Here is a 23,913-nt window from a genome sequence, read left to right as displayed (position 1 = left end):
AATCTACTTTCTTGATGCAAATTCTAATGAAACTTTATCTCCTAAAGTTGGGAACAAATTATAAAGTTTTGCTAAAATTGCTAAACTAATTGGTAAATTCAATTCACGTTTATCACTACCAAAATAATGAACTACTTGCCAAGCCACATCATCGGGATCAAGCATAAATTCTTCAACATTCTTAGCATAATTGCCAGTTGAATCAGCAACATTAAAGAAGTTAGTATAAACCGGTCCTGGATTAACTGTCATCACCTTTACTCCAAATGGTTTAAGTTCTAAACGTAAAACATTTGAAAATTGGATAATTGCAGCTTTTGATGCGCTATAAGCTGCTGATTTTGTAGTTGGAACTTTTCCAGCAATAGAGCCAAAGTTTACAATTTGACCAGTTTTTTGACTCATCATTACACGTCCTACCAAACGTGTAAAGTACATCAAGCCTAACACATTTACTTGGAACATATTAGTAGCATCTTGAATATCGCTTTCCATAAAGTTTTCGAACTTGCCATATCCAGCACAGTTAACCAAATAATCAATATGCTTAACTACTTTAGTCATCTTGTTAAAAGTATCGCCGATTTCATCAGCCTTACTCATATCAGTTGGGAAAACATATGCATCAGCTCCTGATAATTCACGAGCTTCAGCTGCAATTTCTTCCAAACGTTCTTTTCTTCTAGCAATTAAAATGACAGTTGCTCCGCGTCCTGCACTCTCAAGTACAATAGAGCGTCCAATACCACTTGAAGCTCCTGTTACAACAACTACTTTATTTCTTAATGAATCACTCATCAGTCTGCAGTACCTTTCATTGGAATTATAATATCATCAAAATCATTTACTAACTTAGTGTTAGGGAAAATGTCCTTAGCTTGTTTCTCTAAAGCTTTAGCATTTGCACCTAAATACCTAGCAGAAATATGATCTAAACATAAATGCTTTACTCCATTATCGCGCGCAATCGTCGCAGCTTCAACCGCTGTTGAATGATAATATGAATGTGCTAATTTTGCTTCATGACCAGCAAAAGTTGACTCATGAACTAATACATCAGCATCTTTGGCTAATTGGGCAATTGTTGGAGTTGATCTTGTATCATAGATTATAGTAACAATTCTACCAGGTCTATCGGGTCCAAGGAAGTCTTTGCCGTTTAAAATCGTCCCACCTTCTAAAACTACTTGTTCACCATTCTTGAGCTTACCTAATAAAGGACCATTAGGGACATTATAGTCAGCTAATTTATCCATTAATAGCTCTCCTGGGCGAGAATCTTCTACAACCCTATAACCAAAGCTTGGTACACGGTGGTCTAACTTCTCAGTGTAAACTTTAAACCCTTGTCCCTTATAAATTAAGCCCCCCTCTTTAAGTTCTACAAACTTAATTGGGTATGATACCTTAGTGCGTGAAACACGCAGAGAAGTCTTTATAAATTGCTCTAAACCTGGTGGTCCATAAATTGTAATTGGACCTACATCTCCTTGAAAAGAACGTGTAGCAAGTAATCCTGGCAAACCAAAAATATGATCACCATGATTATGGGAAATAAAGATTTTTGTTACTTTTCTTAAACGAATATTAGTCCGTAAAATTTGATGTTGGGTAGCTTCTCCTACATCAAAAAGCCAAATTTCATTTAGTTCATCTAATAGCTTCAATGCTAAACTTGATACATTTCTTTGTTTTGAAGGCTGTCCTGCCCCAGTTCCTAAAAATTGTAATTCCATGTATTTCCTATTCTAAAACTTTGATTCCTTAACTATCGTCTTTGTTATAAAACTACTGTAGTATTTCGACCCTTTAAGATTTGGATGAGTATGATCATCATAGAACCAATTAGGATGATTTTTAGAATAACCATACCAATCAATAACCGTCAAATTGCGATACTTTTTCGCAGCTTGCTTTAATAGTCCATTTACTTGACCTTGCCATTGTCTAGTAGGAACATGTGTATTTATCCAAAATACATGACGTTTTTGCCCTACTTGATGCATCAAATGATCTACATCTTCCATAGAAAATGGTCCATTAGTACCAAGACCAATTAAAACATTATTAGCTAAAACATTTTCGTTTTTGTATTCATCTAGTAGTCCAAATGCTACATTTAATTGTCTTGATACAGCTGCATCAATTAAAGCTTTAGGCATAAGTTTTTTCAAATCATCACTAGAACCAGCCATTACCGAATCTCCTAGTGCAGTAACTTGAACATGTTGTGCTAATTGTAAATCAAGCTGTGAAATTCCATACTTAACAAAAGATTTGTTAACAGGGTGAGTTTTAACAGCTTTTTCAGCTTTTTTTATAATATTTGAAGAATCAGCTTCTGTTTTTTTGCGTTTCTTCATTTTTGCAATTAACTGCTTATTCTCTTTCTCTTGTTCTTTCTTATTGGCAGTAATTCTTTCAGCTAGTTGACTCTTATTAAAGTCAACTGCTTTGGCATGAGGAGAAACTAGAATTCCAATTGATCCAAATAAAAATACTATACTAGCTAAAGTTGCTTTAGTTCGTTTAACATAATCTTTTTCTCGACTGTCAATTACTTGTAAGAAAAAGTTCTTAGTTTTTTGCCAAGTAATTTTACTCATTGGTTTTTCAATTAAGCGATAAGTTACTTCACTTAAAATCAAAATTAATCCAATTTCTATTACATGGTATAAAAAGACATGGTCTGCTAAATCGGTAACTTTATCCTCAAAGAAAATCATTACTGGAAATTGATATAAATATATTCCATAACTTCTTGAACCAATCCAACTAAAAACTGGATTAGTCATCCATTTATTCCAATGACTTCCCGGATGAGCAATTACCCCTACTAAAACAGTAGTAAAAAATGTAAATAAAAACATTCCACCGCAATATACAAATGCAGATTGGGCTTCAACTTGTTTACTAAAGAACATAGCTAGCATTACTACTAAACTTGTAAATCCAATTAAGTCCAATAATTTAGTATCTGATTTAGTAATATTTGTTTTTAAGTTCTCAATCGGCCAAATAATAGCCAAAGCAGCTCCCAGACCTAATGCAAAAAAGCGTGTATCGGTACCATAATAAATTCGATTAATATCAGCACCTCTCAAATATAAGACTGCCATTTCTATTGCTGAAGCAATAGATAGACCAAATAATATCCAAAATACCCGTTTTCTTTTTTTAGCAAACTTTACTAATAAAAAAATTACAAGAGGCCATAAAATATAAAACTGCCCTTCAATAGACATCGTCCATAAATGAGTAAACGGAGACTCATTAGCTGCAAACCTTTCAAAATAGCTTTGACCATTTGAAATTTGCCAAAAATTATATACATTTAATAAATTAGTTGCCACTATCTGATTTAATTTTGCCAAAAGATTTCGTTGAAATAATAATATATAAGCAGCACATAACCACAAAAGAGTAACCATCTGCGGATATAACTTTTTAACACGAGTTAAATAAAAATGCTTATTATTATATTTTCCCGTATGCTTATAGGATTTAAGCATATGGTCTGTAACAAGATATCCTGACAAAACAAAAAAGATCGGCACCCCAAGATACCCGCCAATAAAGGTGTTAGGATCTAGGTGATAAAGAATGACCCCAATAACTGCTAACGCTCTAAGTCCAGAATATCCTGTAATAAACCGATTTTTTGCCATATTTTTAACTTCTCTACTAGTGTTTTATTGTACAAATTCAAAGTTAAAGTCGCCAATTGCTACATCATCACCATCAACTGCACCTTTTGCACGAAGGGCATCATCAACGCCTAAGTTCTTAAGCTTTCTAGCCAAACGCATAATACCGTCTTGGTGATCTAAATTAGTCATTTGAACTAATCTTTCTAGGCTATCGCCTTTAACGATAAATTCATGTTCTCCAACTTTTTCAACTGTAAATTCATTCTTCTTAGGTGCAGCATACTTGTATTCACGAGTTTTTTGCTTTTCAACTGGCTTTTCAGCAGCTTTTTGTTTTTCAACTTCTTCAACCAAATCAGCAGTATTCTGCATTAAGGTTTCTACACCTTTATGAGTTACACTTGAGATAGCATATACAGGTTCATTTATACCATCTTTTTCAAGTGCTTTTTTAAACTCAGCAAGTTTTTCATCAGCACCAGGAATATCCATTTGAGTTGCAACAATTAATTCTCTCTTATCTGACAAATCAGCATCATAACTTGCAAGCTCTTTACGAATCGTCTTGTAATCTTCTAAAGCTTCTCGTCCATTATTAGGATCCATAGATACCAAATGCAAAATTACCTTAGTTCTTTCGATATGACGCAAAAACTGAATACCTAATCCTACACCTTGGCTTGCTCCTTCGATAAGTCCAGGCAAATCTGCCATTGAAAAATCTCGCCCATCTGGCAAAATTACCATTCCTAAATTAGGAGTTAAAGTTGTAAATGAGTATGCCGCAATTTTAGGTTTAGCCTTAGTTACTACTGAAAGTAAGGTGGATTTACCAACTGATGGGAATCCAACTAATCCCACATCAGCAAGCATCTTAAGTTCTAAACGTAAAACCCGATTTTCACCAGGTTCCCCATTTTCAGCAATTTCTGGTGCAGTATTTACACTGTTAGCAAAGTGGATATTACCGCGACCGCCGCGACCGCCATGGGCTACAACTAATTCTTGTTTATTTTCAACTAAATCTCCAATTACTTCGCCCGTATTAAAATCATATACAGTAGTACCAACTGGGACTTTCAAATATAAGTCCTTAGCACCACGGCCATATTGAGATTTTATTCTACCATTTTCGCCATTATCAGCCTTAAACTTTCTGCGATAGCGAAAATCCATTAAAGTACGTAACCCTGTATCAGCAACAAAGATAATGCTGCCGCCACGACCACCATCGCCACCTGCAGGTCCGCCATTTGGAACGTATTTTTCATGGCGGAAAGCAACCATGCCGTCGCCACCTTTACCGGCTTGAACTTCAATTTTGGTTTGATCAACAAATGTTGGCATGTTACCTATCTCCTTCCGTCTTTAAAATTCTTATTTCTAACTAATCTAGTTTACCACATCAAGGGCAGTTTCTTATAGTATTACAAAGTTAATTTTACAGTTTGTGCTTGAGTTAAGCTTAATCCTGCAGCCCGCAAGTCGTCAATTGAAGCCTCTTTAATTTTCTTAAGAGAACCAAATTCTCGCAAAAGCTTATTACGACTTTTAGGACCAATCCCCTTAATTGAATCAAGCTTACTTGATAAAGCGTTTTTTGCGTGAGTACGCCTATGAAAAGTAATTGCAAAACGGTGTACTTCATCTTGAATACGAGTCATTAAATAAAAGCCTTGCGATTTTGGATCCATTGGAATCATTCGAAATTCTTCCCCATTTGTTGGATCTCCATAGAGCAAATGATTCGTGCGGTGTTTATCATCTTTAACCATCCCAGCCACTGGAATATTTAAATTTAATTCATTCCTTAAAACATCTTCACAAGCTTCTACTTGAATTTGACCACCATCCATTAAAATTAAATCAGGCATACGTTTATGTTCTCTTAAAAGCCTTCCATATCTTCTGCGAACAACTTCACGAGTATTGCGCAATTCATCGGCCATGTTTTGATGCTCAACTTCACCTTTTAATTTAAATTTTCGATATGAAGTCTTATCAGGTTCACCATCTTTAAAAACAACTAATGCTGAAACTGGATCTGCACCTTGAATATGAGAATGATCGAAACTTTCAATAATATGACCATATGGCAAATTTAAAGCATCAAAAATTTCTTTTTGTGCTCCTTTAGTTTTTCTATTTCCAAGTTCCAACAAGCGAAACTTATCATCGAGCTTTAATTTAGCATTTTCTTCAGCCATATCAAGCAGTGACTTTTTTTGCCCGCGCTTAGGAGTTCTAACTGCTACTTTTAAAACCTCTGCAAGACTCTCATTGTCTAATCCCTCAGGCACTAATACTTCTTTAGGCAAAACATGATTTTTTTGATTATAAAACTGGGCAATAAAAGAAGTAAACTCATCTTCTGGATCATTAATATCAGTTAAAGGGAACATTCGAGTTTCTCTGCGTAAAAGCTTTGCTTGCCGTAAGAAGAATATTTGAATAGAAATCCAAGATTTATCTACATAAAAATTAAATATATCTCGTTGAGTTCCATCATTAGAAATAATTTTCTGTTTTTCAACAGTTTCTTCAATATATTTCAATTGATCACGGATTTCTCCAGCTCTTTCAAATTCCAAGTTTTCAGAAGCTGTCATCATTTTATTAGTTAACTCTTGCTTAACGCTTGCAATATCACCATTCAAAAAACTCTTAATTTTTTTAATTTGAGAATCGTATTCACTTTTAGGTACTTTTTTAAAGCAAGCTCCTAAACATTGTCCCATATGATAATAAAGACATGGTCTACCTTGATTACCACTACAGCGACGAAGTGGAAATACTTTTTGAATGAATTTTAAAGTAGCCTGAGCTGCATAAACATTAGGATATGGTCCAAAATAATAGCCGCCATCTTTGCGAATCACACTAGTTAATCTAGTTTGAGGGTCATGTTCCTTAGTAATTTCTATATATGGATATCCCGTACCTTGTTTGAGTTGAACATTATAATAAGGCTGATATTTCTTTATTAATGTTATCTCTAATAAAAAAGCTTCCTTATCAGTGGAAACGGTAATAATATCATAATCGCGAATTTCTTTAACAAGCTCAGCTCGTCTACCTACTTGCTTACTTTTGAAATAAGAACGGACACGATTTTTTAAGTTTTTAGATTTCCCTACATAAATTACCTTACCATTAATATCTTTCATTAGATAACAGCCAGGTTTTTCAGGCAGTAATTTTAATTTATTTTCAATTAATTCTGTTGCCACTTTGCTCCCTCCTCAAAATTAGCACTCCAATTTTAGCACAACTTTTAACAATTTATTTATTTTTTGCTTAAAGAATTGTTATCTAACATTTTTTTTGATATATTTGTCAATAAAACTTTTTATATTTATTAAGGAGAATTTAATGACCGCTTGGATTTTTTCATTGATCGATCATTTTGGTTATCTAGCAGTCCTATTGCTGATTGCTGTGGAAAATATTTTTCCGCCAATTCCATCAGAAGTAATTCTTTCTTTTGGTGGTTTTATGACTACACATACTAAGATGAACGTCTTAGGATTGATTATTGCTTCAACTATTGGTGCCCTAATTGGTGCGTTAATTCTTTATTGGGTTGGGACACTACTTAATGAAGAACGCTTAGAAAAACTATTTAATCATAGTTTTTTCAAAAAATTAGGATTTAAAAAAGATGATGTTAAAAAATCAATTGCTTGGTTTGATAAACATGGAATAAAAGCTATTCTTTTTGGTAGATGCATCCCAGTTGTGCGTAGTCTTATTTCAATCCCTGCTGGAATTGCTAAAGTTTCTATGACTAAGTTTATAATTTTAACTACTTTAGGAAGCTTGATTTGGAATAGCATTTTGATTTCACTTGGAGCCTATATGGGAAGCAAGTGGGAAAAAATCGTTTTGATTTTTGAAGAGTACTCATTAGCAGTCGTTATTCTTTTACTAATTGCTTTTATTTATTTTGCTATTAGTTGGTATAAAAAGCGCATTAAGAATGCATAAAATACAAATAGAGGAGTTGTTTGAATTTGAATATTTTTCGTAAGCAAAATGTTAAGACTTATCTGGGCGAGGATATCAAATTTTCTCGTACTTTATCAGCCTTTGATTTGATTGCGATGGGAGTGGGAGCTGTAATTGGTACTGGAATATTTATTTTGCCGGGTACCGTTGCAGCAACAACTGCGGGGCCTGGAGTCAGTCTATCATTCTTAGTGGCCGCAATGATCTGTGCTCTTGCTGGGATGTGTTATGCGGAATTTGCATCTGCAATTCCTGTTGCCGGAAGTGCTTATTCATACGGTAATATTATTTATGGTGAATTCACTGGTTGGCTAATGGGCTGGGCTCTTATTTTAGAATATATGTTGGCTGTAGCAACCGTTGCCGCTGGGTGGTCATCATACTTTGCCTCATTTATTAAACCATTTGGTTTAAGTTTGCCAAAAGCTATTTCTGGTCCATTTGATCCAAAAAATGGAGTATATTTTGATTTAGTTGCGGTAGTTGTAGTAGTTTTAATTGCTCTTTTACTAGCCCAAGGAATGAAGAGTTCAATTAAAATCAATAATTTTGCAGTTATTTTAAAAATTGCTATTATCTTAATATTTATTTTTGTTGGATTGCAATTTATTAAACCATCCAATTATAAACCATTCTTGCCATATCATATGTCAGGAGTTATTAAGGGAGCTACTACTGTATTCTTCGCATTTCTAGGTTTTGATGTGGTATCTTCTTCAGCCGCTGAAGTTAAAAAGCCACAAAAGAATATGCCCTTAGGAATTATAGGAACTTTAGCTGTAGCAGTAGTTTTATATATGGGAGTTTCTATCGTTTTAACTGGAATGGTTAATTATACTGACTTAAATGTTGCTAACCCCGTAGCCTTTGCACTTCAATATGTTCATCAAAATTGGGTAGCAGAATTACTTTCTCTTGGCGCAATGGTTGGTATGGCAACTATGATGCTTACCATGATTTATTCAAGTTCTCGCCTTATTTACGCAATGGCACGAGATGGACTTCTTCCTCATCACTTCAGTAAATTTGATAAAAAACACAATTCTCCACAAATTTCTTTATTTGTTGTAACGGTTGTTATTGCTTTAGGATCTGCATTTTTCTCAGTTAACCAGTTAACTAATTTAGTAAGCTTTGGTACATTATTTGCATTCACACTTGTATCCTTTGGAATCTTACGATTAAGAAAACGGACTGATATTTCAAATACTGGTTTTAAAGTACCTGGTTATCCAGTCGTTCCTATTATTTCTGGTTTATTCTGTATTTTTATGATGTGCCAGTTAAATAAAGATGTTTTCATTATGGCAGCTATTTGGTTAGTAATTGGTGCAATCATCTATTTGGTTTACGGTTATCATCATAGCCAATTAGAAAATAAAAATTCTAAGGCAGAAGAAGCATAACTTTACATAATTTAAAATATCAAGCAAAAAGAAACGTCTCACTTAAAGACGTTTCTTTTTTAATTAATTTTATTAATTGCTTTATCATCAACTAAAAATGAATAAACATTTTTTGCAGCTTCTTTTGATAAATTATAGCGAGCTATGTGCGTAGCAGAACCTGCGTGCGGAGTTAATACTACATTATCTAACTTAAATAATTCAGGATCAATATGTGGTTCATCTTCATATACATCTAAACCTGCACCTGCAATCTCACCATGTTTTACTGCTTCAATCAAATCTTTTTCATCTACTAATGAACCACGAGCAACATTAATTAAAAACGCAGTAGGTTTCATAACTTTAAAGACATCCTTATTAATAATATGATTAGTCTCTTTTGTAGCAGGAGCATGAAGTGTTAAAAAGTCAGCTTGTTTTACCAATGTATCAAAGTCAACGTAAGTTGCATTTAACTTTTTTTCTACATCAGAACTTAATTGGTGACGATTATGATATATAACTTTCATTCCAAGTGCTGCAGCAAATTGCGCCACTAATTGACCAATATTGCCCATTCCTAAAATTCCTAGAGTTTTACCTTCAACAGTATAACCCTGATTATCATATTCACTAACATTTAAAAAGACCCCTTCTCTAAGAGAATGATCATAAAAGTGAACTCTTCTTGCACTAGCAAGCAATAAAGTTAAGGCTAATTCCGCAGTAGGACGACGTACGCTATTAGGACAATTTGAAACTATAATTCCTTTTTCTTTTGCGTATTTGGTATCTACGTGATCATATCCTACTCCATAGGTTGAGATGATTTTCAAATTTTTGGCTGCATCGATCATTTCTCGATCAAAAACCATTTTTGCAACAATAACACCATCATATGCAGCAATATGATCTAATACCCACTGACGATCATCTTTCATTCTATGACCTTCAGGTCCAATTACTACATCACATTTTTCCTTTAAATTTTCTAAGGCATCTTGTCTAAGTTCACCTAAAACCAAAACCTTTGCTTTTGCCATAATTTTCTCCTTTGTAATAAACACTTTTTCTAAATTCATCTTATTACAAAATTGTATTAATTGCTACAGCCACTCCATTATGATCACAATCAGCAGTAATCATATCTGCACTATCTTTTGTAATTTGAACAGCATTTCCCATAGCTACACCAATACCAGCATAATTGATCATTGACATATCATTTTCTTGATCACCAATTGCCATTACATTTTGAGCTGCAATCCCTAAATGCTCACATAATATTTTTAGCCCTTTTCCTTTATCTACTCCTGCTGCAGTAGCTTCAAAATAGAATGGTTCAGTCTTAGAAAGGGCTACACGATCTTGAATAGCTTTAAAAATCGGATTGCTAATCTTACTATTAAGATAATCAGGTTCATCAATATACATACACTTAATTATCGGTATCTTTCGCATTTCTTCTTGCGTACGATAAGATACATTCAGCTTTACAACACTTGAATTATAAATAGTATATGGACTTAAATCTCGATTAGCAGTATAGATACGATCAAGAGCTATTGCTTGAAAATGCAACTGCAATTTACGAGCAATTGCTTCTAAATCAACATATTCTTGATAATCTAGTTCTTTTTTAAAAATTACATTTCCACTAGTTGATTCAACAACTGCTCCATTAAAGCTTACTATATACTGATTGTCCTGATAATTTAAACCTAGCTCATCTAAATATTGTTGAGCACCTGATAAAGGTCTGCCAGTACAAATAACTATTTTTTTACCTGCTTTTTCAGCTGCTTTAATTGAAGATTTAACTTCTGGCGTAATCTTTTTTTGTGAATTTACCAAAGTTCCATCAATATCAATTGCAATTAATTTTATATCTGTCATTTTTTCATCTACTTTTTTATTTGAATTTCTATTTCATTATCTCACTTTGATGATGCATAAAACCCCAGAAAAATACTACGAAGAAATTATATTTTTAATAAAAAAGAAAGGGTTGACAAAATTACCGTCAACTCTTTCCCTTCAGTCTCTTAATTCCCACAACTTATGATACTAGATTTAACTAATAAAACAAGCATAAACTATACAATTATAACAAAAGTTATGTTATAAAACTCCTTCAAATCTAGTATTTATGCAGATTTAGCTCTAAAATAACTATTTTTAATGTTATATTACACTTCTGTTACAAATCATTAGACAATAAATTAACTATTTTTTTGGCAATTTGTTGCTTGCTCATTCTTGGCCAATTCTGATTTTTACTATCTTTTTGCAAAATGGTAACTTGATCTTCATCGTTGCCAAAAACATTCTTAGAAACGTCATTAGCAATAATGTAATCAGCTTCTTTTTCTTTCAACTTTCTATTTGCATTCTTTAAAAGATCATTTGTCTCTGCAGCAAACCCAACTATAACTTGATTATCTTTCTTCTTAGAAGCAATTTCTTTTAAAATATCTTTAGTTTTAACTAGGCTTAAATGTAATTCATTCTGATTTTCTTGTTTTTTAAGTTTATGATCTGCTACTTTTTTCATCCGCCAATCAGCTACTGCAGCTGCCATAATCAAAGCATCAGCATCCTTAAATTCTTCTTGAACTTTTTCAAGCATATCTTCTGAACTAGTTACATGGAATTTTTGAATACGTTTATCCTCAGGTAATTCTATACTGATATTACCATAAATCAAACTTACACAAGCACCAGCTTCAGCAGCAGCTTCTGCTAAGGCAATTCCCATTTTGCCACTAGAATTATTCCCAATATATCTAACTGGATCTATTGCTTCAATAGTTCCTCCAGCCGTAATCACTATTTTTTTATTTATTAAATTTTGATTACGTTGTAAAAATTTGTCTAGATAGCTTAATACTTCTTCTGGTTCTGGCATTCTTCCTTTAGCACTGTAACCCTCAGCTAGCATCCCTACTGCCGGTTCCATAATTTTTACTCCATCTTTCATAAGAAGAGCAATATTTCTTTTAGTTGCTGGATTATTCCACATATTATCATTCATTGCAGGAACTATAACTTTAGGAGATGCTGTTGCTAAAATTGTAGTAGAAGCCGCATCTGTAGCAAGTCCATTAGCCATTTTAGCAATAAAGTCTGCACTTGCTGGAATTACGAGCGCTAATTCAGTCCATTTAGCCAAATGGACATGAGGAACTTTTGCTTCATTTTGTGCTAACCACAAATCATCCAAAACTGGATACTTAGTTAAAGTAGCAAAAGTTTGTCTTGTTACAAATTTTTCTGCATTTTTAGTCATGATAACTCTCACTTCATGACCCATTTTTTCTAAACCACGTACAACTATCGCTGCCTTATATGCCGCAATTCCACCTGTAATATAAACTGCTATTCTCATAATATTACCTTCTAAAAAATAAAATAGATTAATTTCATCTTTCATCCTCAAAAATAAATAGTAACATTATATAGTGGAAGAGTAAAAAATGAAAAAAATTATAATAAGTATATTACTAGCTTTAACTATGGGATCTAGTGCTTGCAGTTATCATACTCAGCCACTTTCACCTAGTTCTCCTGTTAAAACTATCAAGGTTGTTGACCATCAAGTTAATTCAAAATTCACATATAAGCCACCTAAGAAAAAGCCACCTAAAAAGCCCAAGCTTTTTATTCTACCAATGCAAAAAACTAAAAAAATGATCTACACAAATTCTAACAATATTTTAGAAAACTAAAAAGGATGAGCCCTATTCAGAAGGTTCATCCTTTTTAGCTATTTGCTATTTTTTTAAAACCAGCCTGTAAATTAGAATTTTTAGTTTTAATCAAAGTAATCGGATTTGTATTTCCACCTTGATCTAAAAGTACTATCGGCTTTTTATTATGGAAACAGAATAAATATGTATAGTGCATATTAGCTTCTTTAAAATTATCATTATAAATTGCAACTACTTTATATTCTGCATTTCCAGTTAAATTAGGACTCCAGCTTAAAGTAACAGCTTGACCATTTATTATGAATTGGCGCTGGGATAAAACATCTGGATAAATTGTTCCTACGTTAGTTTTAAGAGCTTGAACACCATCGTATTTTTGATATGCTTGATTAATCCCTGCACTCCAATTAGTTATAAAATCAGCTAATGCTTGATCTTTAGTTGCATTCCAAGTAACATTTCTAGTTTTGCTTTTTTTCTTCTTAGTTTTTTTAGTAATTTTCTTTTTAGTTGATTTTTTAACTGTTTTCTTTTTAGTCTTTTTTAATTTTTCTTTCTTGATTGTCTTTTTATCTTCTGAACTGGATTGCGAACTTGAAGATTGGTTTATCTTATTTGAACTTTGCTTTTGTGGCTTTACTTTTTCAGATTTGGTTTGTGAACCGAATCTTATTCCTTCTTTATCAAAGTGTATCCCACAACCGCTTAAAGTTCCAGCTACTAATGCTATTGATACTCCTACCAAAATTTTTTTATTCATTTAAATCTGGCTCCACATCTATAGATTTTTTATCTAAATAATTCTATTTATATTATAAACTATTTTGAAAGAAAACAAGGAAGAAAATAAGAGGAACCTACCACTATGGTGATAGATTCCTCTTTTGACTCTTAAGATGAGTTCAGCTCATTTTAGGAATTAGTATTAAGTTACTTTAACTTGCCGGCTTTTTCAAGAATTTCCTTTGACTTCTTGATATAGTCATGTTCTGCTCTAAATGCCTTGATCTTGTAGCCATCAACATTGTTCAAGCCCTTTAGCTTCTTTGCAAGTTCAGCATATTCTTTCTTAAGGTCCTTAATAACTGGTTCTTCATCTTCAATGTATACATAGTGATCTTCAATAGAACCCTTACGACCTTCGCCTTCATGTTGAATAATCTTGTCTTGATACTTATCAACCTTACGAGCATGCTTCAAGATTGACTTAATATCCTTGATGGTTTCATGTTGAGCAGTGTGGTGCTTCTTGTCATCCATACTGTCTTCAATTTCAGTCAAGTGACTGTCGGCATCAGCAATCTTCTTTGCTAATCTGTCCAATGCCTTTAATTGTCTTTTTTCGTAATCTGCCATAATACTATGCCTCCTAAAACATATCTTTTACTTAATACGCCTTTAGTTTATTGCTATAAGGTATAGTTAGCAAATGAAAGCACTTAATATTCTTTTATTATATAATTTGTGCAAAAATAAAAAGAATTGAAATATAATTCAATTCTTTTCAAAAATATTAATTACTTAGTAGTTGCTTTCTTTACTGTCTTTTTGGCAACAGCTTTCTTAGCAAGCTTCTTATCAGCTTTTTTAGCAACTTTTTCTGTTTTTTTAGTTACCTTTGCGGTTTTAGCTGACTTTTTAACTGTCTTTTCTGACTTAGTTTCAGCAGTAGTTTTTGCTGAAGAATCAGTTGTTGCCTTCTTTTCTGCGGCATCAGTAGTTTTTACTGATTTTGCATCATTTTTAGTTACAGCTGATTTTACAAGCTTAGCATTTTTAGCTAATACAAATTCATTCTTTGCTACTTGGTAGTACTTCTTACCAGCAATCTTAACAAGAGTGTTAGCAAATAATTCTACAGTTTCACCTTTCTTCAAGGTCTTCTTAGTAGTTTTAGCATTCTTGTCAACAACAACAGTTTTCTTAGTTAAAACGATTGTCTTTTTAGCTGTCTTCTTTGCAACGGTCTTTTTAGCAGCATTCTTATCAGCTTTCTTAGCAGTCTTTTCTGACTTTTTAGCTGCTTTCTTGGTAGTTTTCTTAGTTGCTTTTTTAGCAGCAGTCTTCTTTACTGCCTTTTTTGCAGTCTTTTTAGTTGCTTGAGTTGCAACAACTTCAGCTTCCTTTGTATCTGCTGCGTGAACAGTTGAGGATGCAAGTGGAGCTAAAGCTAGCACTGCAGCTGCTGAGAATAATGTAACTTTTTTCAATTTCATATCTGAAACAACCTTTCTTAAATAAATATATTTCTCTAAAATTATAATCCAAAATCCAAAAAATACTAGCTTATTTTTTAAAAAAGTTCAAAAAAATTATTATTGACAGCGTTTACATATAAAGCTATTCTTGAATAAAAGTATATATTTTATTAAGGAGAAAATCATGAATTTAGCAGTAATTGATATTGGCGGAACTACTATTAAGTTTGCTACTTGGAAAAATAATCAACTTCAAAATAAACACAGTATCAAAACTCCATCAACCTTGGAAGATTTTTATCATATTTTGACAACTGAAGTTAAAAATATTCAAAAAAACATCCCCATAGAAGGAGTTGCAATTTCCTCTCCTGGAGCCGTAAACAAAAAAACTGGAATTATCGGTGGCTCTAGCGCTCTTCCCTATATTCATAACTTTAATATCGTTAGTGAATTAGAAAAAAGATTTAACTTACCTATTTCAATTGAAAACGATGCAAATTCCGCAGCCCTTGGAGAACTTGCTGCTGGAAGTGGAAAGGGACATGATAGTTTAGCGTTTTTTGTAATTGGAACTGGAATTGGTGGCGCAATAATTATTAACCAAAAAATCTGGCATGGAGCTCACCTCTTTGGCGGAGAATTTGGATATATGGTAATCAATGGCAAGCAACTTAGCAGTTTAGCTTCTCCAGTTTCCATGGCAAGACGTTATAATGAACAAACTAGTAAAAGTTTAGATGGTAAAACTATATTCGAATTAGCTGATAAAGGAGATGTAATTGCTGAAAAAGAGCGTGACACCCTGCTTCATTCTTTAGCAATTGCAATCTTTAATATTCAGCATAGTTTTGATCCAGAAAAAATCATCTTGGGCGGTGGAATTTCTAATAATCCTAAGTTAATCCCACTCTTAAATCAAGAAATTGAAAAATTACGTTCTAAAATGCAAATTGCCAGTGTCAAACCACTCTTAGCCCCATGTAAATTAAGAAGTGATGCCAATTTACGGGGAGCAGTTGCGGATTTTGAACAAGAAAATAATTAATAATTTTTAACTATAAAGTCTGATTAAATCAGGCTTTTATTTTTCACTTTTATAAAAGTATATATTTTTATTATAATTTAGCTTTATTTTTATAAAAATAAATGTTATATTTTATATGTAATCAATTGAAAGCGCTTACAATAAGGAGGAAGATATGACTGATTCTCGTAAATTACCTAATTCTTTTTTCTGGGGTAACTCAGTTTCTAGTATGCAAACTGAAGGTGCTTGGAATGAAGATGGCAAAGGATTATCAGTCTATGATATTCGACCAGCAACTAAAAATACTACGAATTGGCATGTTGCCATCGATGAATATCATAGATATGAAGAGGATTTAGATTTAATGAAGGCTATGAATATGAATATGTACCGTATCCAAATTTCATGGTCACGTGTTTGTCCTGAAGGTGACAGCGAATTTAATCAAAAAGGAATCGATTTTTATGACCGGTTAATCAACGCAATGCTTAAGCGCGGAATTGAACCAATGATTTGTCTTTATCATTTTGATATGCCACTACATCTTGCTAAAGAATATAATGGCTTTATGTCTCGCCATGTTGTAGATGCCTTTATCAGATTTGGTAAAAAAATGATTGATCATTTTTCTGATCGAGTTAAATACTGGATTGTCTTCAACGAACATAATCTTTATTTTCAAGATGAAGTTTTCAATATTTCAGGCTATGAAAAAGGCGATAAAACATTAAATGATATGTATCGTATTTTCCATCATACAATGGTCTGTCACACAAGTTTAGCCAATTATATTCATGACAATTATAATGATATAAAAATTGGCGGGATGCTTGCTTATCAGCAAATCTATCCTGAAACTAGTAAGCCCGAAGATGTTTGGGCAGCTAAACAAGTAATGGAGTTTTTAAATTATAATATTTATGATGCTGATACTGGCCAAGGCTATTCTCCTGAAGTATTGCAATACGCTAAAAACCATAATCTAAACATGGATATTACTGAAAAAGATAAACAAATAATGAACAAAGCACAAGCCGACTTCCTTGCTTTCTCCTATTATTCATCATGGGTAATTTCAGCTGATAAAATTCTTAAAGGCGAAGCTCCAAATCGCTACCTAAATAATGGTGGTGTTCCAAACAAATACGTCAAAACAAATGATTGGGGTTGGGCTATTGATCCACTTGGCTTCAGAAACGCAATTACTACAATGTATAATCATTATCGCCTGCCAATTTTTCCAATTGAAAATGGAATTGGACTTAAAGAATCTTGGGACGGCACCCATGAAATTCAAGACGATGAACGAATCAAGTATCATGAAAGCCATATAAAAGCCTTAAAAGATTCTGTTTTCTTAGATGGGGCAAAAGTTTTAGGATATCTTGGCTGGGGCTTAATTGATATTCCCAGCTCACATGCTGATATGGAAAAACGCTACGGAGCAGTATATGTTAATCGCTCTAACCATGATTTAAAGGATTTAAAACGTATTCCAAAGAAATCTTTCTATTGGTTCCAGAAAGTGTTTAAAGATAATGGAGATGAATTATAATGACTGATAAAAAATCAAGCTTTAGCAACTTTGTTAATAGCAAAATTTTGCCACCTGTAATGAAATTTGTTAATACTAAAGCAATTGTCGCCCTGCAAAACGGTATGATTTACACTTTACCATTTATTATCATTGGATCAATTTTCCTAATTTTAGGAAATATTCCAATTCCAGCAGTTGCGACTGCAATCAATAACTCTGGTTGGGGAGCATTCTTTAATCAAGCTTATGTAACTACTTTTTCAGTGATGTCACTTTGGGCATCAATTGGTATTGCTTATATTTATGTAAAAAATGAAGGCTATGAACCACTAGCTCCGGGACTTACATCTTGCGCAGTATTCTTAATGCTTCAAACACTCAATATTGCTAGTCCTATTAAAACAGCACTTAGTGGTGGTATCAAAAATGGTGATACTGTTGTAATGAGTGCCAAAGCTGTTACCGAAAATATTGATAAATTGCCACATGCTCTTCAAAGTTATATTGAAGCTCCAGTTACTGGCGTTATCAATATGACTTGGCTAGGTGGCGACGGAATGATTGCCGCAATTATTATTGGACTTTTAGTTGGCTGGATTTATAGTTCTATTGTTAAAAGAGGTTGGACAATTAAGTTACCAAAGCAAGTTCCCCCTGCTGTTGCTAACCAATTTACAGCAATGATTCCTGCTGGACTTATTTTAATCAGTTCAATGTTTATTTATGCCGGATTTAACATCTTCGCACATACTGACTTTCTACAATGGATTTATAAAACGGTTCAAACTCCACTTCAGGGAATGTCAGATTCCTTTGGTAGTGCAGTTGCAATTGGATTCTTAGTTCCATTCTTCTGGTTCTTTGGTGTTCATGGTGGATTGATTGTTGGTTCTTTAGCTGGTCCTCTTCTACAAGCAAACTCTTTTGAAAATGCCCAATTATATAAGGCTGGTAAACTAACTATTGCTAATGGTGCTCATGTTGTAACTAATGAATTTTATAACAATTTTATTAATTTAACTGGTTCTGGTATTACCATTGGATTAATTATTTTTATCTTAGTTGCTGCAAAATCTGCCCAATTAAGATCAATTGGTAAACTGGAACTAGTACCAGGTATCTTTAATATTAATGAGCCTTTCCTCTTTGGTTTACCAATTGTTATGAACCCATTTTTAGCAATTCCTTTCTTCTTGACACCAGTAGTAGTTTCAATATCTACTTATTGTGTAATTAAATTTGGTATTGTTCCTCCTCTAAATGGCTTTGCAGCGCCATGGACAACTCCAGCTATTATTTCAGGATTTTTAATTGGAGGTTGGAAAATGGCTATCTGGCAAGCATGTACGTTATTAATTTCTACTGCAATATATTGGTCATTTGCAAGAAAATACGATAAAGTTTTATGTAAACGAGAAGCTGAAAAAGCTGCTCAAGAAAGTAATTAATCCCAATGCTTTATAGCTGAATAGACGTTATCATCATGCTAAGATAGATATAGATGATAGCGTCTTTTCTTGTGTATAATATAAAGAATAAAATTAAATATTAATAGAAACTGGATGATAAATCATGACACAAGCGAAATATTTAGAAGTCGCGAAAATTATTACTGATCGTATTGATAATGGAACTTATAAGACTCGTCAGCCTCTTCCTGATCAAGAGACTTTAGCTAAAGAATTAGGTGTTAGTCGTCTAACTGTTAAAAAAGCCCTAGATGGACTAGAGCGTCAAGGGCGCGTTTATAAACAATCAGGGTTAGGAACTTTTGTATCAAGTGACATTCCTATTAAAGATAAAAAAGATTCCCCTGCTAATGTCTTTTCTGGTTTAAAAAATCAGCTTAAATCTGACAACGTCCGGAGTAAAGTCTTAAGCTTTTCAGTTGAATTTCCTGATGAACAAATGCAAAAAAATCTAGAATTAAAGAAAACTGAACCTGTTTATAATATTGTTCGTCTTAGAATCGTTGATGATCAGCCTTTAATTATTGAGCATACTTACATGCCCGTAAAATTAGTGCCAGACCTTGATGAGGATATTTTACATGATTCTATTTATAACTATCTTCATCACAAGCTCAAACTTAAATTCGGTCATGCCTATCGTAAAATTCGAGCAGCTAAGTCCAATCATTATGATCAAAAATATTTAAATGCAGCTCAAGACGATCCAATGCTTGAACTAGAACAAATAGTATGGTTAAGTAACGGTCAGCCAATTGAATATTCAGAAAGCCGTAATCGTTACGATCAACGTACATATACTATTTTAGAAAATAATAGATTTTGATTTTTATAAAAAATAGAGCTTCCTCCTAATAATAAGTATATACTTATTATTAGGAGGGCTTTTTATGATTACTATTAGTAAAGAATTTAATTTTACGGCTGAAGATTTTTTTGATTATCTTGATGAACAACTACTATCAGCCATCAAAACTGCACGCGGGAATAATTTACCTGTTAAACTTGCTTCTGGCACTCGTTACACTCAAGGTGACATTGATACAGAGATTACTACTTATCAACGAGGTAAGCTTTATGAAGCACATTTTAAAAATGATCGCATAGATATTGTAATAAGTTATAAAACAATTAATGTAAGTAAAGGTGTTAAAATTACCTTTTCAGAAGAAATCAAAAGCTATGATCCATCTAAACATGGTTCATTTAATAACTGGCTATACAATGTTCAATTAAAGCATGGAGCAAAAAAAGAGCTAAATAAAATGGCTAAAAATGTATACACAAATATGCAAAACTAAAAGCGGTAAATAATCACCGCTTTTAGTATAGTTTTATTTTTAAACTCTGTTTTTTAGTTTCAACTTTTTTTATTGAAACAATAATTGCACTATTATATTTAGCCTTAAAATTATAGCTTGTTGGAATTTTATTTCTATTTATCAATTCATATCCTGCAGGTACATCCCTCTGACTTATCTCAAATGCAACAGTCTCATTTGTTCTTCCTTCTAAAGGGATACTTTTAATAACTTTTCTATCATGACTGTCTAAATCTATAAAATCAATTGAAGTTTTTTGTAAGTCGGGCTTAATAAAAATAGTTATATCCTCATTTGGAGTATCAAACTTAGGCTTAACGGCATCAACAGCAAATATACTACCATTTTCTTTTTTGATAACTTTATCATAGTCTTGACCATTTGCATTCTTAATTGAGCAAACTGTATATCCTTCAGGAATATCAGGCGTAATGATATTCCATTTTAATTTGGTTCCAGGAGCAAGTTTCCATACCCCATTAACATTTTCAAACTCAACTTCTTGTAAATGAGTTTTCTTAACACCATTAGTCTGAATTTCTGTTACCATTCTTGTAACCTTACGAAACTGACTATTATTATTTGGTCGATAAGTCAAAACAGTATCTGCTTCTGGATTGCTCGGAATTAACGAAAGTGGCAATTTACTAATAGCTTGATAACCATTAGGCGTTTCAGGAATTGAAATTTTAGCTGCTTTAGTTGAATCTAGGGCATTATCATAGTTAAATCTAGCAAGTTCTTTTCCATTAATATCTTGCTGGATAATTGCACCAAGAGGACGATAAATAATCAAAACATGCTCATCAATTTTTTGCTGATTAGTAATAATTTTGTCAATTGAGATTTCTTTATCATCAGCTTGTATACGACTGGCATAATATCCTTTTTCTATAGGAGTAGTTACTGAACTATAGTTATCTTGTTCTTTTTGCCAGTCAAAATAAACTTTCCCAGTTAATAAATCAGTTGTCTTTTTAGCTTTAAACTCTAACTTTTGACGTCCATCATTAAGATTATTAACTATTCCAGTAGAACTCACAATTTTATAATTAATAGTTCTTTTACCAACAAGAGTAATTTCTTCAACTTCTTTTTTATGAACTAGCGGAATCACCAAAATATTTTTTTGATTTTTAAGAAAAGTATAAGTAGCTGGAAGTGAATAGTTATTAGCTAATTCATATTTTTTAGGAAGAGTAATTTTTAAAGAGACTGTTTCTCCCGCTCTTCCTTGTAAGCTTATACTGTCTCCTACTTGTTTATTTGATTGAGAATTATACTTATCGGTATCAACAAACTTAATATAAGCTATTTTACGTTCTGAATCATCATTTAGCAATTTTTCCATCTATTATCAACTATCCTTATTATCTATTTTGGACTAATTATAACATAACAAAAAATCTTTCAGTTAATTATACGCTGAAAGATTTTTTATACCATATAATTACTTATTAAGCCTTAGCACTATCTGCTTTTTCCTTTTTAAGTAAAACATTATCATAATGCTTAATAAATGGATACCAAATCACAAATGCTACTAACGCACAAACAATTGATAAAACTGCACCCTTCCAGCTAGCAGTGGCAATAAAACCACTAAGTCCAACTGGAGTAGGCCATGGTTGCTGAACAATGATTTTTGGAACGATATGTGAAGTAACTGCAATATAACCAACTAGTCCAGAAGCAAGTGGTGCACAAATAAATGGAATTACTAAATTAATATTATAAACAATTGGTAATCCAAACAGAATTGGTTCATTAATATTAAAGATGGCAGGAACTAATTCAACTTTACCAATTTCTTTTAACTGACTAGAGCGAGCACCAAATGCAAGCCAAATTGCCATACCCAAAGTTGCACCAGAACCACCAATAATTACAAATGAATTAAGTGGATCACCTGCAAAGAAGTGATTAGCTCCTTGAACATTTGCTGCCATATTTGCCAAGACAATTGGTGTATAGAATGAACTCATAATTGTAGCTCCGTGGATACCAAACCACCATAAGAAGTGAATTAAGAAGATAATAATTAAGAATCCCCACCACGTATCAGCAATTGCACTAATGAATGAAAATGGGATATATAAAACTTTAAATATATCAGTTCCAATCATCACCAAAATTAAGTTAAGTACTGCAACAACAACTGCAATACAAAAGCCTGGAATCATTGCACTGAATGAATTAGAAACTCCTGCTGGAACACTTGCGGGCATTTTAATTTGCCAATTATGTTTAACAGTATAACGATAAATTTGTACCGTTAACCATGCAATTACAAGCCCCGTAAAAATACCAACTGAGGCAATTCTAGTAATACCAGATGTTGAAGCTTCATAACCACCTGCAACCATCTTAGTTTTAGTGAAGATTTGTACAAATTGAACTGTTCCATTTTTCCAAATTAGTTCAGGAACAGTGATAAAGAATGCCATTAAAAACATTAACAAAGCATTCATAGGTACGATATTGATTTTTTCTTCTTGTTGATAGATTTTTGCATAAGAGTATGAAAAAGTACCAGCGAAAATCAAAGCCAAAATACCCATAGTTGAGTTATATACAACCTGAAATAAATTATTAAAGCGACCAATTGTATTTGCATAAAAGCTTGCAAAACCTGGAATTGGAAATGCTTGAGGTAAAACAGTTAAAATTAAAAAAACTGCACCAATAATTGAAAACGAGATAACGCTATATCCTGCGTCCATAATTGCTCTAACAAAGCGAGAACCGGCAAACTTTCCAGCCATTGCTGCCATTTTCTCTTTGAAAGAACTTGATTTTGTATCAGACATAATTACTTTCCCCCGTATATTCTGAAACACTTATCAAATCCAACAACCACATTATAGTCCAAATCCATTTTATATGTAAGCGCTTTTCGTTACATACTAGCTTAACATACGCTATTAATAACTTGTTATACTTCTTTTTAATAAAGCGCTTTCTTTTGCAATCCTGTTATTTATAGCCTTCTAGACTAATTTGTCTACTTAAAATCACAAAATAAATAACATAAAAAATAGCGATAAAAATATTTATTTTTATCGCTAAAACTTTAATTATTTTTCTTAAAAGTATTAATCACTCTTAAATATTTATCTTTACCATCAATGATATTATTAATTCTCACTTCACAGATTATACAAAGCAAAACTCCAATCAATAGTATCCCCTCAATTACCCAAGTTGAACTAGCATCAGTAATAAATGGCAATAAATATTTTCTCAAAGGAGTAAGTACGCTTATTCCTAAAATAAAGTTTACAAATATTTGTACTAATAAATATACCCTGGTTATGGGAATATCTGGTTTTCTATTATGCATTTTAGACAATTGTTCAATGGCAACTCCTGCTGCATAAATAGTCATTATCAACGCTAAAATTATTCCTAACAGAGCATTATTATGATATGGAAAACAAAAAATTAGCCAAAATAGATTTGCAAATAATAATGCTGTTGTACAATATCTAACCATTAAATATCTTCCAAAATACAAATACTTAATACTATCTTTATGTGCTTTTTTAGCATTGATTATATTTTGTTCTTTAACAGACATTTTCTTTTTCATTTTATTTAA

At 32.6% G+C, this 23,913-nt stretch carries 22 protein-coding genes; 8 read left to right on the top strand and 14 right to left on the bottom strand.

From position 1 onward, the window contains the following. Window positions 1–3 precede the first annotated feature (3 nt). The 5 genes from FOD82_RS04010 to uvrC all read right to left on the bottom strand — a co-directional run bounded on the left by FOD82_RS04010 (window position 4) and on the right by uvrC (window position 6,880). Window positions 4–798: an SDR family oxidoreductase gene (locus FOD82_RS04010; protein WP_144355204.1), complete on the bottom strand. Its 795-nt coding sequence runs from the start codon at window positions 796–798 to the stop codon at window positions 4–6. Further along, a complete protein-coding gene (gene rnz / locus FOD82_RS04005) occupies window positions 798–1,736 on the bottom strand; it encodes a ribonuclease Z (protein ID WP_144355203.1) in 939 nt (312 codons plus the stop codon). The genes FOD82_RS04010 and rnz overlap by 1 nt, the downstream gene beginning before the upstream one ends. A gap of 12 nt (window positions 1,737–1,748) precedes the next feature. Next, window positions 1,749–3,668 carry an acyltransferase family protein gene (locus FOD82_RS04000; RefSeq protein ID WP_144355202.1) on the bottom strand — a complete coding sequence of 640 codons (1,920 nt, stop codon included), beginning with the start codon at window positions 3,666–3,668 and terminating at the stop codon, window positions 1,749–1,751. Window positions 3,669–3,692: 24 nt separating this feature from the next. Beyond that, the gene (gene obgE / locus FOD82_RS03995; protein ID WP_144355201.1) at window positions 3,693–4,997 is read right to left on the bottom strand and encodes a GTPase ObgE; all 1,305 of its coding nucleotides are present in this window, start codon (window positions 4,995–4,997) and stop codon (window positions 3,693–3,695) included. A gap of 80 nt (window positions 4,998–5,077) precedes the next feature. After that, complete coding sequence (gene uvrC / locus FOD82_RS03990) at window positions 5,078–6,880, bottom strand: excinuclease ABC subunit UvrC (protein ID WP_144355200.1); 1,803 nt, start codon at window positions 6,878–6,880, stop codon at window positions 5,078–5,080. Window positions 6,881–7,022: 142 nt separating this feature from the next. Here uvrC and FOD82_RS03985 point away from each other — a divergent pair, with 142 nt between their 5' ends. Together FOD82_RS03985 and FOD82_RS03980 are read left to right on the top strand one after the other, a co-directional pair. Continuing rightward, window positions 7,023–7,637 (top strand): DedA family protein, encoded by a 615-nt coding sequence (locus FOD82_RS03985; protein ID WP_144355199.1) that lies wholly within the window; start codon window positions 7,023–7,025, stop codon window positions 7,635–7,637. Between the two features lie 20 nt (window positions 7,638–7,657). Then, window positions 7,658–9,064: an amino acid permease gene (locus tag FOD82_RS03980; RefSeq protein ID WP_144355198.1), complete on the top strand. Its 1,407-nt coding sequence runs from the start codon at window positions 7,658–7,660 to the stop codon at window positions 9,062–9,064. Between the two features lie 59 nt (window positions 9,065–9,123). Here the strand turns inward: FOD82_RS03980 and FOD82_RS03975 are convergent, their stop codons facing one another. The 3 genes from FOD82_RS03975 to coaBC form a co-directional block, all read right to left on the bottom strand. Further along, the gene (locus tag FOD82_RS03975; RefSeq protein WP_144355197.1) at window positions 9,124–10,089 is read right to left on the bottom strand and encodes an NAD(P)-dependent oxidoreductase; all 966 of its coding nucleotides are present in this window, start codon (window positions 10,087–10,089) and stop codon (window positions 9,124–9,126) included. 43 nt (window positions 10,090–10,132) lie between these two features. Continuing rightward, the gene (yidA, locus tag FOD82_RS03970) at window positions 10,133–10,942 is read right to left on the bottom strand and encodes a sugar-phosphatase (protein WP_144355196.1); all 810 of its coding nucleotides are present in this window, start codon (window positions 10,940–10,942) and stop codon (window positions 10,133–10,135) included. Between the two features lie 304 nt (window positions 10,943–11,246). Continuing rightward, window positions 11,247–12,437 (bottom strand): bifunctional phosphopantothenoylcysteine decarboxylase/phosphopantothenate--cysteine ligase CoaBC, encoded by a 1,191-nt coding sequence (gene coaBC / locus FOD82_RS03965; RefSeq protein ID WP_144356013.1) that lies wholly within the window; start codon window positions 12,435–12,437, stop codon window positions 11,247–11,249. An 85-nt stretch (window positions 12,438–12,522) separates the two neighbouring features. Here coaBC and FOD82_RS03960 point away from each other — a divergent pair, with 85 nt between their 5' ends. Then, on the top strand, window positions 12,523–12,774 hold the full coding sequence (locus FOD82_RS03960; RefSeq protein ID WP_144355195.1) for a hypothetical protein: 252 nt from the start codon (window positions 12,523–12,525) through the stop codon (window positions 12,772–12,774). Window positions 12,775–12,808: 34 nt separating this feature from the next. Here FOD82_RS03960 and FOD82_RS03955 read toward each other — a convergent pair whose 3' ends face one another. The 3 genes from FOD82_RS03955 to FOD82_RS09770 form a co-directional block, all read right to left on the bottom strand. Then, the gene (locus tag FOD82_RS03955; protein ID WP_144355194.1) at window positions 12,809–13,516 is read right to left on the bottom strand and encodes a DUF4767 domain-containing protein; all 708 of its coding nucleotides are present in this window, start codon (window positions 13,514–13,516) and stop codon (window positions 12,809–12,811) included. Window positions 13,517–13,686: 170 nt separating this feature from the next. Then, on the bottom strand, window positions 13,687–14,112 hold the full coding sequence (locus FOD82_RS03950) for a hypothetical protein (protein WP_144355193.1): 426 nt from the start codon (window positions 14,110–14,112) through the stop codon (window positions 13,687–13,689). Window positions 14,113–14,273: 161 nt separating this feature from the next. Continuing rightward, window positions 14,274–14,972: an SLAP domain-containing protein gene (locus FOD82_RS09770; RefSeq protein WP_186277709.1), complete on the bottom strand. Its 699-nt coding sequence runs from the start codon at window positions 14,970–14,972 to the stop codon at window positions 14,274–14,276. Window positions 14,973–15,138: 166 nt separating this feature from the next. Here FOD82_RS09770 and FOD82_RS03940 point away from each other — a divergent pair, with 166 nt between their 5' ends. From FOD82_RS03940 to FOD82_RS03920, 5 genes are all read left to right on the top strand, one after another. Beyond that, window positions 15,139–16,002, top strand: a complete 864-nt coding sequence (locus tag FOD82_RS03940) for an ROK family protein (RefSeq protein ID WP_144355192.1) — start codon at window positions 15,139–15,141, stop codon at window positions 16,000–16,002. 154 nt (window positions 16,003–16,156) lie between these two features. Then, window positions 16,157–17,539 carry a glycoside hydrolase family 1 protein gene (locus FOD82_RS03935; RefSeq protein ID WP_144355191.1) on the top strand — a complete coding sequence of 461 codons (1,383 nt, stop codon included), beginning with the start codon at window positions 16,157–16,159 and terminating at the stop codon, window positions 17,537–17,539. Then, on the top strand, window positions 17,539–18,969 hold the full coding sequence (locus tag FOD82_RS03930; protein ID WP_144355190.1) for a PTS sugar transporter subunit IIC: 1,431 nt from the start codon (window positions 17,539–17,541) through the stop codon (window positions 18,967–18,969). The genes FOD82_RS03935 and FOD82_RS03930 overlap by 1 nt, the downstream gene beginning before the upstream one ends. A gap of 124 nt (window positions 18,970–19,093) precedes the next feature. After that, window positions 19,094–19,816: a GntR family transcriptional regulator gene (locus FOD82_RS03925; RefSeq protein WP_144355189.1), complete on the top strand. Its 723-nt coding sequence runs from the start codon at window positions 19,094–19,096 to the stop codon at window positions 19,814–19,816. Window positions 19,817–19,880: 64 nt separating this feature from the next. Next, window positions 19,881–20,291, top strand: a complete 411-nt coding sequence (locus tag FOD82_RS03920; RefSeq protein ID WP_144355188.1) for a DUF3284 domain-containing protein — start codon at window positions 19,881–19,883, stop codon at window positions 20,289–20,291. Window positions 20,292–20,313: 22 nt separating this feature from the next. Here FOD82_RS03920 and FOD82_RS03915 read toward each other — a convergent pair whose 3' ends face one another. The 3 genes from FOD82_RS03915 to FOD82_RS03905 all read right to left on the bottom strand — a co-directional run bounded on the left by FOD82_RS03915 (window position 20,314) and on the right by FOD82_RS03905 (window position 23,904). Further along, entirely contained in the window at window positions 20,314–21,663 is a 1,350-nt protein-coding gene (locus FOD82_RS03915; protein WP_144355187.1) for a hypothetical protein, read from the bottom strand. Window positions 21,664–21,769: 106 nt separating this feature from the next. After that, window positions 21,770–23,122 (bottom strand): PTS cellobiose transporter subunit IIC, encoded by a 1,353-nt coding sequence (celB, locus tag FOD82_RS03910; RefSeq protein WP_144355186.1) that lies wholly within the window; start codon window positions 23,120–23,122, stop codon window positions 21,770–21,772. A 263-nt stretch (window positions 23,123–23,385) separates the two neighbouring features. Further along, on the bottom strand, window positions 23,386–23,904 hold the full coding sequence (locus tag FOD82_RS03905; RefSeq protein WP_144355185.1) for a PTS cellobiose transporter subunit IIA: 519 nt from the start codon (window positions 23,902–23,904) through the stop codon (window positions 23,386–23,388). Between the last annotated feature and the right edge of the window lie 9 nt (window positions 23,905–23,913).

Source organism: Lactobacillus sp. LL6 (assembly GCF_007570935.1).
Lineage (GTDB): Bacteria > Bacillota > Bacilli > Lactobacillales > Lactobacillaceae > Lactobacillus.
This window is presented reverse-complemented; position numbering and strand designations above follow the sequence as displayed.